Source organism: Maritimimonas sp. 2405UD52-3, assembly GCF_056591715.1.
In genome coordinates this window covers 82,865-98,601 of the sequence record NZ_JBWQOL010000005.1, presented here as the reverse complement: position 1 = coordinate 98,601, position 15,737 = coordinate 82,865, and the positions used below count along the sequence as shown (strand labels likewise).

Here is a 15,737-nt window from a genome sequence, read left to right as displayed (position 1 = left end):
ATGTAGCTAGACTTAAATAGTCGTTAAAAAAGCGAAGCTCAAAAAGGGATAAAATAAGAATAAATTGATGGTAAAGAAAATTCTCATAGTGCTCATTGCGGGAGCGTTAAATATAACTAATATTCAGCTGCTAGAGGCACAGGAAAAATTTAAAGTAGTACTGGATGCTGGACATGGAGGCACTGATCCGGGAAACCTTGGCGCACCCAAGAGTAAATACTTTGAAAAAGATATAGTTTTGAAAATTGCTTTGAAGGTAGGTAAGCTTTTAGAAAAAGAAAAGGATATTGCAGTTGTATATACCCGTAAAGATGATACTTTCATTGAGCTCGATAAACGAGGCCAAATAGCACAAGATGCTAAAGCAGATTTATTTGTTTCTATTCACTGTGATGCTTTTTCAAGTTCGCAGGCACATGGGGCTGGCACATTTGTATTAGGATTGCATGAAAATGACAGAAATTTTGAAATTGCTAAGAAGGAAAATTCTGTAATTTTTATGGAAGATAATTACCAAGAGAAATATCAGGGTTTTGATCCAAATTCTCCTGAGTCAGTTATTGGTATCACCATGATGCAAGAAGAGTATCTTGATCAGAGTTTACACTTGGCCAGTATGATTCAAAATAACTTTGCAAATAATCTTAAAAGAAAAGATAGATTAGTTAAACAAGCAGGTTTCTTAGTGCTTCGTAACACATTTATGCCTAGTGTTTTAGTAGAAACAGGTTTTTTAACAAATCCTAAAGAAGGAGCCTACTTAAATTCTGAAAAAGGTCAAAAGGAAATTGCTAAAGCTATTTATGACGGCATCATTACTTATAAGAAGCAATATGATGCCAATTATATAGTTGAAGAAAAACCAAAACCAATAGAAAAGCCTAAGGATAAAATACAACCAAGAATTTTTAAGGGGGTTGATTTTAAAGTACAAATTGCTTCAAGCTCTAAAAAAGTTAATACGGCATCCTATAATTTTAAAGGTCTAAAAGGTATTGAACGCGTTCGGGTTGGAGCGCACCATAAATATTATTATGGAAAAACTTCAGATTATACCGAGGTTAAAAAATCGCAAAAGTTAGCTAAAGAGAAAGGTTATATTGGTGCCTTTGTTGTAGCCTTCAAATCCGGCAAAAAAGTTTCTGTTAAAGAGGTTCTTAAGGCAGAGATAAAATAGCTAGCTTTTTACTCACAGAAATAATTAGTATTATTGTTGCTTACTAAAAGTTGACTATTGAAGATTTCAAGAGAACTAAAAACGGCCATCATAGTTATATCAGGTATTGCCTTATTTATATGGGGTTTTAGTTATGTAAAAGGTGAAAATCTATTTCACAAGCCACGTGTTTTTTATGCGGAGTATGATAATGTTCAAGGCTTATTGCCTTCTGCAGGTGTCACCATTAATGGCTTAAAGGTTGGTAAAATAGATGATATTTATTTCCATCCTAAGAAAGCGGGTAAATTGGTTGTTAAGTTTTCCTTAGAGAATAGCTTTAAGTTTCCAAAGAATAGTGTAGCGCAGATTTATAGTCCAGATTTTATTAGTGGCAAATCTCTAAAGATCATGCCAAATGGAGCCGATGGCGCCGTTGCTAAATCTGGCGATACGCTAGTTTCGCAAGTGGAAACAGATATATTGGCGTCTATTGGTGATCAATTGGTGCCCTTAGAGGCTAAAATCAGTAGCTTTGTTGCTAATGCCGATGCTTTATTGAAAGGATTTAATGATGTTTTTGATCAGCAAGGTAAAGATAATTTGAAGCAGTCACTTGCAAAATTAAACAATACACTTTCAACGTTTAGTGGAGCTTCCAGATCCTTAAATAAGATGTTAGCTGAAGATGGTCAAATAGATTCTATTTTAACCAGTGCTACAACAGCAGCAGATAACTTGGCTAAATTGACTGATTCACTGAATAATGCTAATCTTGCAAGTACTGTAAGAAAGTTAGAATCTACTTTACAGAGTTTTAATGGAATTCTAACTGATATTGACAGCGGAAAAGGTTCTATTGGCAAACTACTAAAAGATGAAGGGCTCTACGATAATCTTGAAGGTGCCTCAAAAGAAATTGAGGAGTTATTGAGAGAACTAAAATTGAATCCTAAGCGCTTTGTACACTTCTCACTATTTGGTAAAAGACCAAAGCCATACCAACCTACTGAAAACGATACAATTAAGTAGGTTTATCAACTTTTTCTTCTTATATGTCTGATTAGAAAAGTTATTAAAAAGTAGTTAATAACTAATTCTTTTTACATTTTATTGAAATCTCATAATTACTTAGTTTTACGCTGCACTGAAAATAGCAGCGCGTACTAAATTAATAGCATGCAATACATACCGAATATAGTCTTTGCACTGATTCTGGCTCTTGGAATTGGTTTTTTTGCAAAAAATGTAAGGAAACTAATTAGAAATATTAAACTAGGAAAAGATATTGACCGAACAGATAATTCATCAGAACGATGGAAAAATATGATCAATATTGCCTTAGGTCAATCAAAAATGATACGTAGACCGATTTCAGGGTTTTTACACGTGATCGTTTATATTGGTTTCATCATTATTAATATAGAGGTTTTAGAGATCATTATAGATGGGTTGCTAGGAACACACAGAGTTTTTCAGCCCTTATTAGGAGATGCTTTTTATGGGTTTTTAATTGGTACTTTTGAGATTCTTGCTGTATTGGTCTTTGTTGCTGTGATTATTTTCTGGTTACGCCGAAATATTATTAAAGTAAAACGATTCTTGAATAAAGAAATGACAGGTTGGCCAAAGAATGATGGTAACTTCATTCTATATTTTGAAATGGTTTTAATGGCTTTATTTTTGGTCATGAATGCTGCAGACCCAGTATTTCAGAAGGCTGGAGTTGGTAATGTAGTAAGCCAATTTATTGCACTTATCTTTAACGGAATCAACCCTGAAACCGTTCATTTGATTGAAAGAGGAGCGTGGTGGTTACATATAGTCGGTATTTTAATATTCCTGAATTACTTATATTATTCTAAACATTTACATATTCTATTAGCGTTCCCAAATACTTATTATGGTAATTTAAAACCTAAAGGAGAATTCAATAACCTAGAGTCAGTTACTAATGAAGTTAAGATGATGCTAGATCCTAATGCTGATCCTTATGCGGCTCCAGAAGAAAACGCTACAGATGAAGTGCCAGAAAAATTTGGAGCTAGTGATGTTACAGATCTCAACTGGGTGCAGCTCTTAAATGCTTATACCTGTACAGAATGTGGACGTTGCACATCTGCATGCCCTGCAAACTTAACGGGAAAAGAACTTTCACCTAGGGCTATTATGATGAAAACCCGTGATAGGGTAGAAGAAGTAGGCAGGAACATAGATGCTAATGGAGGAGCGTTTAAAGATGATGGAAAACAGCTATTAAATGATTATATTACTCCTGAAGAGTTATGGGCTTGTACAACTTGTAATGCATGTGTTGAAGAATGCCCTGTAAGTATAGATCCTCTATCCATTATTATGGATATGCGCAGATACTTGGTGATGGAACAGTCTGCTGCTCCGCAGGAATTGAATATGATGATGACAAATATTGAAAATAACGGTGCCCCATGGCAATACAATCAAATGGATAGATTAAACTGGAAAGATGAAGAGTAAATTCAACAAAGAATTAGAAGAATTAAAAGACGAACAAGGTAATCTGATAAGCCCAGCTTTACCAGAGGACGTTAAAAATTATTTAATAGATATAGATGGAACTATCTGCGATGATATTCCCAATGAAGAACCAGAACGTATGTTGACTGCTCAGGTATATCCTGACGCTTTAAAAACAATTAATAAGTGGTATGATGAAGGTCATGTTATTTGTTTTTTCACCTCTCGTACAGAAGAGCACAGAACCTATACAGAAATTTGGTTACGTGACAATGGGTTTAGATATCACAGCTTATTAATGGGTAAACCAAGAGGTGGTAATTATCATTGGATTGACAATCATTTGGTAAAGGCAACACGTTATAGAGGGAAGTTTACTGATTTAGTTAGAAAAGAAGTAACAATAGAGGTATTTGACGACGGTAAACACGAATAAAAAAGGTTAAGCATATGGATGTACCAACCATGGCAGAAATGATTGCTCAAGGTAAACAACCTGAAGTGTTGTTTTGGGTAGGTTCTGCAGGTAGTTATGATGATAGGGCAAAGAAAATTACAAGGGCTTTTGTAAAAGTATTACATAAGGCCAATGTTAATTTTGCTGTGTTGGGTACTGAAGAAAGTAGTACTGGCGATGCTGCCAAAAGGGCTGGTAATGAGTTTTTATTTCAAATGCAAGCAATAACAAATATTGAAATATTGAATGCATATGAAATAAAAACTATTGTTACATGTGATCCACATTCATTCAATACATTTAAAAATGAATATCCAGGTCTTGGTGGTGTTTATGAAGTATATCATCACACGCAGTATATTAAAAAGCTCATAAAAGACGGACGATTAAAGATTGAAGGTAATGCTTTTAAGAATAAAAGAGTAACTTTCCATGATCCTTGCTATTTAGGACGTGCAAATGAAGAATATGATGCTCCAAGGGATTTGATCAGAGAGTTAGATGTTAGCTTTGTAGAAATGCATCGCAATAAGTCTACAGCTTTATGCTGTGGAGCTGGAGGTGCACAAATGTTTAAAGAACCGGAAAAAGGGAATAAAGATATTAATGTATTAAGAACAGAAGATGCCTTAAAGACCAAGGCTGAAATTATTGCTACAGGTTGCCCATATTGCAATACAATGATGACAGATGGTATTAAAAATAAAGAGAAAGAAAACGAAATAAAAGTTTTAGATATTGTTGAACTCATAGCAAATGCTTAGTATTTGCAAAAAACTCCTACCAAACAATGCCTTATATAAAAGATAAAAACCTCGTTAACATCTATGAAGAAGTTGACAAGGCCAACCAAACTATTGGTAAACTCTCAGACCTTTTAAAAGAAGAAGAAGAGAATAATTCTATACTTAAGAAGCACCGTATAATTCTTGGGATTTTTGGATTATTACTGTTACTACTTTTTCTATGGTCTTTTTTAGGTAAGGATAAAAAAAATGGTGTTGATCAAAATTACTTGATTAAGAATAACTTGACATTGATTGATACAGATAGCCTTGAGCAACTTCGCAATACAGATTCAGATACATTTGCTCTAAACGACAGTATTTCTGGTGGAATTAATGGAGATGAAGAATATATTGAACTTGAAGAAGAAGGAGAATCAGGATTGGCAGGAGAAACCATAGTTTATAGTGTGCAGATAGGGGCATTTACCAATTTTAAGGCAAATCTCTTTTCAGATGATTTAGCACATATGAAAGAGTTTAGGGAAGGAGGTTTGAATAAGTATGCTATTGGCAATTTTATTACTTATAAAGAAGCCAAGCAGTTAAAAGAGGATTTGAGAAGACTTGGCTTTAAAGATTGTTTTGTGATTGCGCAGTCGTATGGAGATCCGGTAAATATTAGAGAAGCCTTACAGCTCAGTGAAGAAACGCATTATTTAAACTAAGAAGCGCTTATTTTTAAGATATGCTAAAGGCTTTTATAAAAGCTGCACGTTTACGAACACTACCTTTATCAATTTCTGGAATTATTATAGGTAGTTCTTTAGCTTATGCTAAAGGATATTTTGACTGGAAAATTTTTCTTTTTGCGCTACTCGCTACAATAGGGTTTCAGGTAATTTCCAACTTTGCCAATGACTATGGAGATGGTGTAAAAGGCACTGATAATGCAGATAGAATTGGCCCAGAAAGAGCCTTGCAGAGTGGTGAAATTACGCCTAAACAAATGTTAAGAGCAATTCAAGTGTCTAGTACGATAACATTTTTTATTGCATTGATTTTGATTTATTTAGCATTTGGTGAAGAAAATATTTTCTACATATCTGTATTTCTATTATTAGGGTTGGCTAGTATAGCCGCAGCTATTAAGTATACTATGGGTAAAAAAGCCTATGGCTATAGTGGTTATGGAGATCTTTTTGTCTTTTTGTTTTTCGGATTGGTAAGTGTAGTTGGTAGTTACTTTTTATTTACTAAGCAATTAGGTTTTCTTGTATTTCTGCCCGCAATATCGATAGGTCTATTAAGTGTAGGTGTTCTTAACTTAAATAATATGCGTGACAGGGTTTCTGATGAAAAATCAGGTAAGAGAACATTGGTTGTAAAAATAGGAGATGAATTTGCTAGATACTATCATTATTATATACTAATTACAGCATTTTTATTGACCTTACTCTATACAATAATTCGTTTTGAGTCTTATTACCAGTTTTTGTTTGTTATTGCTTTTATTCCTGTTTTTAAGCATTTATATACAGTTTACAAGAATACAAGCCCGGCTGAATTAGACCCAGAACTTAAAAAATTAGCCTTAAGCACATTTCTTTTTGCAATCCTTTTCGGACTAGGTCAAATACTATAATTTATTTTTTTGATTAACTTTATAATCAAAACTAACCGATGCATATTACATATTTAGGGCATGCATGTCTTGCTATAGAAGTTTCAGGAAAGCATTTAATCATTGATCCGTTTATCACGGGTAATGAACTTGCCAAAAAAGTTGATGTACATGCATTAAAGGCTGATTATATTTTAATTACGCATGCACATCAAGACCACATTCTAGATGTTGAAGTTATCGCAAAGAATACCAGTGCCAAGATCGTTTCTAATTATGAGATTGTTACGCATTATGGTTCAAAAGGGTTAGAAGGACATCCTATGAACCATGGGGGCTCTTGGCAATTTGATTTTGGTAAAGTTACTTATACCAATGCCGTTCATACAAGCTCATTTCCTGATGGAAGTTATGGTGGTCAACCTGGAGGATTCATCCTGGAAACAGATGAAGGCACCATCTATATTGCCGGAGATACAGCACTCACATATGATATGAAGTTAATACCTCTCAAAGTAAAATTAGATTTGGCTATACTTCCTATAGGCGATAATTTTACCATGGGTATAGATGATGCCATCATGGCATCTGACTTTATAGAATGCAATAAGGTGTTAGGTTATCATTATGATACTTTTGGTTATATCAAGATCAATCATATAGAAGCCAAGTCAAAATTCTCAGCAAAAAAGAAAGAATTGATGCTGTTAGATATAGGAAATCGTATAACTATATAAACCCCAAACGTTATGTCAACATTATTGTACATTTTATTGGCAATTGTATTACTAATTGTAGTATTAGCAATGATTGCCCCAAAGAGCTACGCTGTAAATAGGAGTATTACTATTGATAAACCTGTTTCTGAGGTTTTTCAGTATTTAAAATTTTTAAAGAATCAAGATAATTGGAGTCCGTGGCAAGAGAGAGATCCTGATATGAAAAAAACATTTACAGGTACAGATGGTGAAGTAGGTTTTATTTCTGCTTGGGAAAGTGACCATAAGCAGGTAGGTTCAGGTGAGCAGGAAATTGTTGGAATTGATGAAAATAAAGAGTTACGAACGCACCTTCGGTTTTTAAAACCTTTCAAGTCAGAATCAAATGCTTATATACGCGTAGCTGACGATAACGGTGGTACCAAAGTTACCTGGGGGTTTTCAGGAAACAACAAATTTCCTGTGAGTATCATGATGCTATTTATGAATATGGATAAAGCTGTTGGTGGTGATTTTGAAAGTGGCTTAACAAAACTCAAAAGGACTCTAGAAAATTAATAGTATGAAGCGTATTTTAAAGATAATTATTGGAGTTTTACTACTTCTATTAGTCGTGTTTTTGATGACAGGTCTTGTTGTGAAAGAAACTACATATGAAGTATCTACCACTATAGATAAACCTATTGAGGAAGTATTCACTGCCTTTAACGATAAAACTAATTTAAAAGAGTGGTTAAACGGAATACAATCCTTTGAGCCTATAGAAGAAAAGGAGGGTAAGGTAGGTAGTACTTATAAGGTGGTGGTTTTAGATGGTAGCGGTAACGAATTTGAAATGAAAGAAACAGTTACGGCTTTTGAAGAAAATAAACGGGTAGGATTAGAGTTTGATGCGCAAAGCATGTTTAAGACAGATAATATTACCTTTATTACTGATGGCAACACGACCACAATAACTAATAATTCTTCTTGTAAAGGTACATCGTACCTTTACAAATGCATGTTTCCATATTTTAAGGGAATGTTTCAAAACTTAGATCAGGAAAATCTCGATAATTTTAAGAAATACATAGAAAATTCTAATTAATCATAAAATTTAATAGATGAAATCACAAATGGTTGGCTGGTTTGAAATACCAGTTGCAGACATGGATAGGGCAGCCAAGTTCTATAACTCAGTTTTTGATATTACAATCAATGTTCAACAATTTGGTCCTACATTAATGGGGTGGTTTCCGGCAACAGAAGACCATAATGCTTCTGGAGCAGGGGGATCCTTAATTCATAATACAGAGCATTACCAGCCTTCTGATAAAGGTACTTTGGTATACTTTAATTGTAGTGATTTGAGTAATGAGCTTGGTAGAGTAGAAGCGGCTGGTGGTTCCATTTTAAAGGAAAAAACACAGATAAGCCCTGAAATAGGGTATATGGCTTTGTTTAAAGATACAGAGGGAAATAGAGTGGCATTGCATTCAAGGAGTTAGAAAACACCTTTACTATACCCAAGTAATAGGGATTGTTCTTCTGTTAAATTAAAAGGACAGGATAACAAAAATAGTATATTTGCTAAATTCGCGGTAAGTAGAATTTATGCAGGCTAGCTTCAAAAAGTACACACTTCACTTTAAACGTCCCGGAGGCACTTCTCGAGGTGTTCTGCATACCAAGGAGACTTATTTTTTGATTCTTAAGAATGGTGAGAAAACTGGCGTAGGAGAATGCGGATTATTTAAAGGATTGAGTGCTGATGATAGGCCAGATTATGGAGAAAAGCTACAATTTATTTGTAATAATATTCATTTAGGAAAAGAGTGGCTACTAAATGAAACCTATGACTTCCCTTCCATTCAATTTGGTATAGAGCAGGCTTTTTTATCATTAAAAAGCCATAGCGGTTTTGAATTGTTTCCATCTGATTTTACGAAAGGGAAGGCTCGTATCAATATCAACGGATTGATATGGATGGGTTCTCAATCTTTTATGAAAGAACAAATCGTTGAAAAGATCAATCAGGGATTCACCACGGTAAAACTTAAAATAGGTGCCTTAGATTTTGAAACTGAATTAGGACTTTTAAAGTTTATAAGGCAAGAATTCTCTGAAAAAGATATTGAATTGCGTGTTGATGCTAATGGAGCTTTTCTACCTAAAGAAGCATTAGAAAAATTGAAGCGACTTTCAGAGTATAATTTACATTCAATTGAGCAACCTATTAAGCAAGGGCAGTGGCAGGAAATGGCTGAATTATGTTTAAAAGCACCATTACCTATTGCATTAGATGAAGAATTAATAGGTGTTTTTGATGTTGCTGAAAAAGAAAAGGTAATTAAAACAGTACAACCCCAATACATTATTTTAAAGCCAAGTTTGATTGGAGGTATTCAAGGTAGTAGGGAGTGGATTAGCATTTCAAAAAATAACAGAACATCTTGGTGGATCACGTCGGCATTAGAGAGTAATATTGGCTTAAATGCAATAGCACAGTTTACTCATACATTAAAAACTACAATGCCCCAAGGATTGGGTACTGGTGGATTATTTACTAATAATTTTGAATCACCTTTATATGTTGATCAGGGTACTTTACATTATAATCCTAAAAATGAATGGCAGTTTAATTTGTAAAGCTTATTTTTGAGAAAAGAGTTTAATTCATGGATTTTATTCAACAAGGTTTTAAAGGAAATACAGAATGGTTCTATTACTTAGGAACTATCATTATTATTGCTATTTTTTGGCAATTTATTGGTGTCATGCCACTGTCAGTTGCTGCTTTTATGCAAGTAGGAGGTGATTTTAATGAACTTATGGTTGCTGCTGAAGATGGATTTATGTCTATCGGTATGAACTCTAACTTGTATTTGTTGTTGGTACTTTTGACTTTAATTTTTGGTTTGTTAGGATTGGTTATTGGCGTAAAAGTATTGCACAAGAGAACCATGAGGTCAATAACAACCAGTAGAAAAAAAATTGATTGGCAACGTGTGTTTTTTGCATTCTTTTTATGGGGTAGTATTTCAATTGCTTTTTTAACAGTAGAGACTCTAATTGAACCTGAAAATTTGGTTTGGAACTTTAAGCCCATTCCATTTTTTATCTTATTACTTATTTCACTTCTATTTATACCGCTACAGACCAGTTTTGAGGAGTTGTTGATGCGTGGTTATTTAATGCAGGGTATTGGAGTGCTTGCTAAAAATAGATGGGTGCCTTTAATAATTACATCGCTGATATTTGGGTTATTACATGGGGCGAATCCTGAAGTCAAGGAGCTCGGTTGGGGTATAATGGTGTTTTATATTGGTACAGGACTTCTTTTTGGCATTACAACTTTGATGGATGAAGGTACTGAGATTGCTCTTGGAATGCATGCAGTGAATAATATTATAGCGGCTTTGTTTATTACTACTGATTGGACAGCTTTTAGAACAGAAGCTCTATATCTTGACACATCCGAACCTTCACTGGGCTGGGAAATATTGATCCCCGTATTTGTTTTTTATCCAATAGTATTGCTCACCCTTTCGAAAAAATATAAGTGGAATCACTGGAAACGTCGATTATTGGGGCCAGTGGAAAAACCAATATTATTGGCAGAAAATGAATCCGATTATGACATTGAAAAACTTTCATAAATGGCACCCTGATTTTCGTTTAAACGATGAAAGTTTTGATGCGACTACTGATTTATTAGAACTCAGTAAGAGTATTTCTAAGAGCTGTTATGAATTTTTAAAAGAATGGTTTGATGAAAAAGATTTCATTATCACGTATACTTCTGGTTCAACAGGAACTCCAAAAAAAACTCAATTAAAAAAAAAGCATATGATCAATAGTGCCTTAGCTACGGGTGCTTATTTTGATCTGCAAGCAAAAACAACGGCATTACTTTGTTTATCAACTGATTTTATTGCCGGTAAAATGATGTTGATTAGAGCCATGACACTAGGTTGGCATTTAGATATTATTCAGCCAATTTCAAATCCGTTAAAAAATGGAGATAAGATCTACGATTTTACTGCTATGGTGCCATTGCAAGTACATCATTCTATATATCATTTAGATAGAATAAGGAAACTTATTATAGGTGGCGGTGTAGTATCAAAAGAGTTGCAAAATAGACTGCAAAGTAGCTCTACTAACATTTATGCTACCTATGGCATGACAGAAACAGTTACGCATATAGCAATAAAAAAACTAAATGGAACGTCATTGCGAGGAAGTAGGACGAAGCAATCTTTTGAATCTGAAGAACAGATCACCCCTTTGTCAAGAGCAGATTGTAGTGACGTATATATTGTTTTACCAAATGTGAGCATTTCAAAAGATACTAGAGGCTGTCTGATTATAGATGCACCAAATATTACAGATAATAGAATTATAACCAATGACCTGGTTGACATTGTTTCAGAAAGGCAATTCAAATGGCTGGGCCGTTATGATAACATTATTAATTCAGGGGGCGTAAAGCTTATTCCAGAGCAAATAGAAAAGAAATTATCAAGAATTATTCACGAACGCTTTTTTGCCGCCGGAATTCCAGATAACATTCTTGGTGAGAAACTAATTCTGGTGATAGAAAGCGAAGAATCCATTTTAGATGCCATTTCTAACAAAGTGAGAAATCTTAAGTCTTTGAAAAAATATGAAATCCCAAAGGAAGTCTATATAATTCCGAAGTTTATAGAAACGGAGACAAAAAAAATCAAACGTCAACCAACATTGGATTTGATTTTGAAAAAAGCCGAGTTTTTTTAATAGACTTCGTCAATTCGAGTGGATTTTATAAATGAAATGGATAAAATTTGTATCGAGAATGAGAAATAAACTTAGAAACTTTTGATTAGTTCTCGATAGAATTCGCCAAAGGCAAATCACTCGAGCTGACGTCAAAAGTGTGATAAAATTTAGCTAAATTGTTTCGAGATTTTCTCAGCTTTTCTATTTTCAGAATAATCATAAAAACCTTCACCCGACTTTACGCCAAGCTTACCTGCAGTAACCATATTCACAAGTAAAGGGCAAGGTGCGTATTTTGGATTGCCAAACCCTTCATAGAGTACATTTAAAATAGACAAGCAGACATCTAAGCCTATAAAATCTGCTAATTGTAATGGTCCCATAGGATGTGCCATTCCCAATTTCATTACGGTATCTATTTCATACACACCAGCTACACCTTCATATAAAGAATAAATAGCTTCATTCAACATAGGCATCAAAATACGATTGGCAATAAACCCTGGATAGTCATTGACTTCTACTGGAATCTTACCTAGTTTTTTAGAAAGTTCCATAACAGTTGCAGTCACTTCATCAGAAGTGCTATAACCTCTAATAACTTCTACCAATTTCATTATAGGTACAGGATTCATAAAGTGCATGCCTATTACCTTATCAGGTCTACTAGTAGTAGCAGCAATCTTGGTAATAGAAATAGAAGACGTGTTGGTGGCAAGAATAGTGTCCTCAGCACATACCCCGTCCAAGTCTTTAAAAATCTTCAACTTTAAGTCAATATTCTCGGTAGCAGCTTCTACCACAAGACCAGCATCTTGAACACCTTCCTTAACCGAAGTACATGTTTTTATGTTGGTTAAAGTACTTTGTTTTTCCGCTTCGGTAATTTTTTCTTTGGCAACCATTCTATCCAAGTTTTTGGTAATGGTAGCAAGGCCTTTATCTAGGGCAACCTGAGAAATATCAATAAGTTGCACGTTGTATCCAAATTGGGCAAAGGTATGCGCAATACCGTTCCCCATAGTTCCAGCTCCTATAACAGCTATATTTTTCATATTACTTTTTTTGTCATTCCTACGTAAGCAGGAATCCATTAAGTTATGTTTAAATTACTTTTTAAAACTATCAATAATCTCCTGTGCTAAACGCAATGCCTTAGCACCTTGAGTAAGTGTTACCACAGGTCTTGTATTTGTATTTATAGCATCCGCAAAGGTTTCTAATTCGTCTAAAATGGCATTGTTAGGTGTAATATCAGGGTTTTCAAAATAGATCTGTTTTTTTACACCTTCGGCATTTTGCAAAATCATTGCGTATTCATCAGGGTTTTCAGGAACGTCTTTCATTTTTACCACCTCGCTTTTCTTTTCTAAAAAGTCAACAGAAATATAGGCATCCTTTTGAAAGAAACGTGACTTTCGCATATTCTTTAAAGAAATTCTACTAGCGGTTAGATTCGCTACACAGCCATTTTGAAATTCTATACGTGCATTTGCAATATCTGGTGTTTCACTAATAACAGATACACCACTGGCATGCACATTTTTCACTTTTGAGTCTACTACACTTAAAATAATATCAATATCATGAATCATTAAATCTAATACAACTGGCACATCAGTTCCACGCGGGTTAAACTCAGCCAACCGATGGCATTCAATAAACATAGGGTTTTCAATCATATCTTTTACAGCGGTAAAAGCAGGGTTGAAGCGTTCTACGTGCCCAACCTGACCAAGAATATGATGCATGCTAGCTAATGTTCTAATGGCTTCAGCTTCTTCAACTGTATTAGTAATAGGTTTTTCAATAAAAATATGACGTCCTTTGGTAATTGCTTCTTTGGCGCAGTCAAAATGCGACAGGGTAGGAGTTACAATATCTACAACTTCTACAGCATCAATTAGTTCTGAAATAGAATCAAAAGGCGTATACCCAAATTCTTTTGCCACTTTTGCTGCATTTTCCTGATTAGGATCGTAAAAGCCTACTAGCTCATATTTATCAGATTGTTGTAATAATTTTAAATGAATTTTACCAAGGTGGCCAGCACCTAAAACACCTACTTTTAGCATAAAAACTGATTTTTGGTAAAGGTAAAAAATAATCAAAATGAAGGTGTTCTTTTGAAAAATTATTTACGTAATTTCGAACGCAAGCCATGAAAGATACTGCCAAACATAAAGGACTTAGAAACCAGTTGGTTAAAACTGTGAAGTCAAAAGGAATTCAAGATGAAAATGTATTAAAAGCAATTGCTGAGGTACCGCGTCATTTATTTATGGATTCAGGGTTTATTGATTTTGCGTACCAAGATAAGGCATTTCCTATTGCGGCAGATCAGACAATTTCACAGCCTTATACTGTTGCTTTTCAAACAGAATTGTTAGAAATTCAACCGGGTGATAAGGTATTGGAAATAGGCACAGGTTCAGGGTATCAAACCGCAGTTTTGGTAGCTTTAGAAGCTGAAGTCTATAGTATAGAACGGCAGAAAGAGCTATATGATAAAACACGTAAATTTTTGCCTAAAGTAGGCTATGTAGCTAAGAAGCTGAATTTTGGAGATGGCTATAAGGGTTGGCCTGAATATGCGCCTTTTGATAAAATTCTTGTCACTGCCGGAGCGCCATTCGTTCCTAAACCACTACTACAACAACTGAAAATAGGAGGTAGGCTCGTTATTCCTGTGGGGGATGATGTTCAAGTTATGACACTTTTCATCCGTAAAGGCAAAAAAGAATTTGAAAAACATGAGTTTGGAGAATTTCGATTTGTACCTATGTTAAAAGAAAGCCAGAGGTAAATTTTACCGTCATAGCGAATAAAATAAAGCAATCTGTTTATTAGTAGTTCTATTCTGACAGATGATTACTTCAATTTATTTTATAAATCTCGTAATGACGATAATTACTAAACCGCTTTCAAACTCAAATCCATATTATATACAGAGTGGGTGAGTGCTCCAGACGAAATATAGTCAACGCCACATTCAGCATAATGACGAACAGTTTTTTCATTGATACCTCCTGATGATTCGGTTAGGCATTGATTACTAATCATTTTTACTGCTTTTCGGGTATCTTCATAATTGAAATTGTCAATTAGAATTCTATATACGCCATCGGTTTGTAAAATTTCTTCAATCTCCTTAAGATCGCGAGCTTCAACAATGATCTTCAAATCGCGATTGGTATCTTTTAGATACTGCTTTGTTTTGTCGATCGCTTTGGTAATACCTCCTGCAAAATCAATATGATTGTCTTTTAACATGATCATATCGTACAATGCAAAACGATGATTTTCACCACCACCAATCTTTACCGCCCATTTTTCTAACGCTCTAATGCCTGGTGTGGTCTTTCGGGTATCTAAGATTTTAGTGCCAGTGCCTTCTAATAAATCAACAAATTTTCTGGTTTTTGTTGCAATAGCACTCATACGTTGCATAGCATTTAATACCAATCTTTCAGCTTTTAATATGGACTGCGAAGCACCTTCTACATAAAACACAATATCACCATATTTTACAGGATTACCATCTTCAATCAATGTCTCTATTTTCATTTGAGCATCTACATGCTTAAAAACGAGTTTTGCAAATTCAACACCCGCAATAATTCCATCATCTTTTACCAATAATTTTGCTTTGCCTTTTGCTTCTATAGGAATACAAGCCAACGAACTATGATCACCATCACCTACATCTTCGCGAATTGCATTGCTGATAATTAGTTCTAATTCTTGCTGAAATTGTTCTTGACTGATCATGTATTAAAATTTGATGCGTAAAAATAAGTTTTATATTTATCAGATA

At 34.4% G+C, this 15,737-nt stretch carries 18 protein-coding genes; 15 read left to right on the top strand and 3 right to left on the bottom strand.

The annotated features are described in order from the left end of the window. Window positions 1-67: 67 nt before the first annotated feature. From AC1EU5_RS12375 to AC1EU5_RS12310, 14 genes are all read left to right on the top strand, one after another. Entirely contained in the window at window positions 68-1,177 is a 1,110-nt protein-coding gene (locus AC1EU5_RS12375; protein ID WP_480192711.1) for an N-acetylmuramoyl-L-alanine amidase family protein, read from the top strand. A gap of 57 nt (window positions 1,178-1,234) precedes the next feature. Continuing rightward, entirely contained in the window at window positions 1,235-2,188 is a 954-nt protein-coding gene (locus tag AC1EU5_RS12370; RefSeq protein WP_480192710.1) for an MlaD family protein, read from the top strand. A gap of 147 nt (window positions 2,189-2,335) precedes the next feature. Then, window positions 2,336-3,652 carry a membrane protein gene (locus AC1EU5_RS12365; protein WP_480192709.1) on the top strand — a complete coding sequence of 439 codons (1,317 nt, stop codon included), beginning with the start codon at window positions 2,336-2,338 and terminating at the stop codon, window positions 3,650-3,652. After that, entirely contained in the window at window positions 3,642-4,088 is a 447-nt protein-coding gene (locus AC1EU5_RS12360) for an LNS2 domain-containing protein (protein WP_480192708.1), read from the top strand. The genes AC1EU5_RS12365 and AC1EU5_RS12360 overlap by 11 nt, the downstream gene beginning before the upstream one ends. A 14-nt stretch (window positions 4,089-4,102) precedes the next feature. Continuing rightward, on the top strand, window positions 4,103-4,873 hold the full coding sequence (locus tag AC1EU5_RS12355) for a (Fe-S)-binding protein (RefSeq protein ID WP_480192707.1): 771 nt from the start codon (window positions 4,103-4,105) through the stop codon (window positions 4,871-4,873). 26 nt (window positions 4,874-4,899) lie between these two features. After that, window positions 4,900-5,562, top strand: a complete 663-nt coding sequence (locus AC1EU5_RS12350) for an SPOR domain-containing protein (RefSeq protein WP_480192706.1) — start codon at window positions 4,900-4,902, stop codon at window positions 5,560-5,562. Between the two features lie 20 nt (window positions 5,563-5,582). Next, the gene (locus AC1EU5_RS12345; RefSeq protein WP_480192705.1) at window positions 5,583-6,479 is read left to right on the top strand and encodes a 1,4-dihydroxy-2-naphthoate polyprenyltransferase; all 897 of its coding nucleotides are present in this window, start codon (window positions 5,583-5,585) and stop codon (window positions 6,477-6,479) included. A gap of 38 nt (window positions 6,480-6,517) precedes the next feature. Next, the gene (locus AC1EU5_RS12340; protein ID WP_480192704.1) at window positions 6,518-7,195 is read left to right on the top strand and encodes a metal-dependent hydrolase; all 678 of its coding nucleotides are present in this window, start codon (window positions 6,518-6,520) and stop codon (window positions 7,193-7,195) included. A 12-nt stretch (window positions 7,196-7,207) separates the two neighbouring features. Next, the gene (locus AC1EU5_RS12335) at window positions 7,208-7,735 is read left to right on the top strand and encodes an SRPBCC family protein (RefSeq protein WP_480192703.1); all 528 of its coding nucleotides are present in this window, start codon (window positions 7,208-7,210) and stop codon (window positions 7,733-7,735) included. A 4-nt stretch (window positions 7,736-7,739) separates the two neighbouring features. Then, a complete protein-coding gene (locus tag AC1EU5_RS12330) occupies window positions 7,740-8,264 on the top strand; it encodes an SRPBCC family protein (protein WP_480192702.1) in 525 nt (174 codons plus the stop codon). Between the two features lie 16 nt (window positions 8,265-8,280). Continuing rightward, window positions 8,281-8,664 (top strand): VOC family protein, encoded by a 384-nt coding sequence (locus AC1EU5_RS12325; protein ID WP_480192701.1) that lies wholly within the window; start codon window positions 8,281-8,283, stop codon window positions 8,662-8,664. Window positions 8,665-8,770: 106 nt separating this feature from the next. Next, the gene (locus AC1EU5_RS12320) at window positions 8,771-9,805 is read left to right on the top strand and encodes an o-succinylbenzoate synthase (protein WP_480192700.1); all 1,035 of its coding nucleotides are present in this window, start codon (window positions 8,771-8,773) and stop codon (window positions 9,803-9,805) included. Between the two features lie 29 nt (window positions 9,806-9,834). Then, on the top strand, window positions 9,835-10,815 hold the full coding sequence (locus AC1EU5_RS12315; protein ID WP_480192699.1) for a CPBP family intramembrane glutamic endopeptidase: 981 nt from the start codon (window positions 9,835-9,837) through the stop codon (window positions 10,813-10,815). Then, window positions 10,793-11,938, top strand: a complete 1,146-nt coding sequence (locus tag AC1EU5_RS12310; protein WP_480192698.1) for an AMP-binding protein — start codon at window positions 10,793-10,795, stop codon at window positions 11,936-11,938. The genes AC1EU5_RS12315 and AC1EU5_RS12310 overlap by 23 nt, the downstream gene beginning before the upstream one ends. 149 nt (window positions 11,939-12,087) lie before the next feature. Here the strand turns inward: AC1EU5_RS12310 and AC1EU5_RS12305 are convergent, their stop codons facing one another. Next, the gene (locus AC1EU5_RS12305; RefSeq protein ID WP_480192697.1) at window positions 12,088-12,975 is read right to left on the bottom strand and encodes a 3-hydroxybutyryl-CoA dehydrogenase; all 888 of its coding nucleotides are present in this window, start codon (window positions 12,973-12,975) and stop codon (window positions 12,088-12,090) included. A 54-nt stretch (window positions 12,976-13,029) separates the two neighbouring features. Continuing rightward, a complete protein-coding gene (locus tag AC1EU5_RS12300) occupies window positions 13,030-13,995 on the bottom strand; it encodes a Gfo/Idh/MocA family protein (RefSeq protein ID WP_480192696.1) in 966 nt (321 codons plus the stop codon). A gap of 86 nt (window positions 13,996-14,081) precedes the next feature. On the opposite strand from AC1EU5_RS12300, the gene AC1EU5_RS12295 reads away from it, so the two are divergent. Further along, a complete protein-coding gene (locus AC1EU5_RS12295) occupies window positions 14,082-14,726 on the top strand; it encodes a protein-L-isoaspartate(D-aspartate) O-methyltransferase (protein WP_480192695.1) in 645 nt (214 codons plus the stop codon). A gap of 107 nt (window positions 14,727-14,833) precedes the next feature. On the opposite strand, the gene nadC is transcribed toward AC1EU5_RS12295, so the two are convergent. Continuing rightward, window positions 14,834-15,691, bottom strand: coding sequence for a carboxylating nicotinate-nucleotide diphosphorylase (gene nadC, locus AC1EU5_RS12290; RefSeq protein WP_480192694.1), 858 nt, complete (start codon window positions 15,689-15,691; stop codon window positions 14,834-14,836). Window positions 15,692-15,737 lie beyond the last annotated feature (46 nt).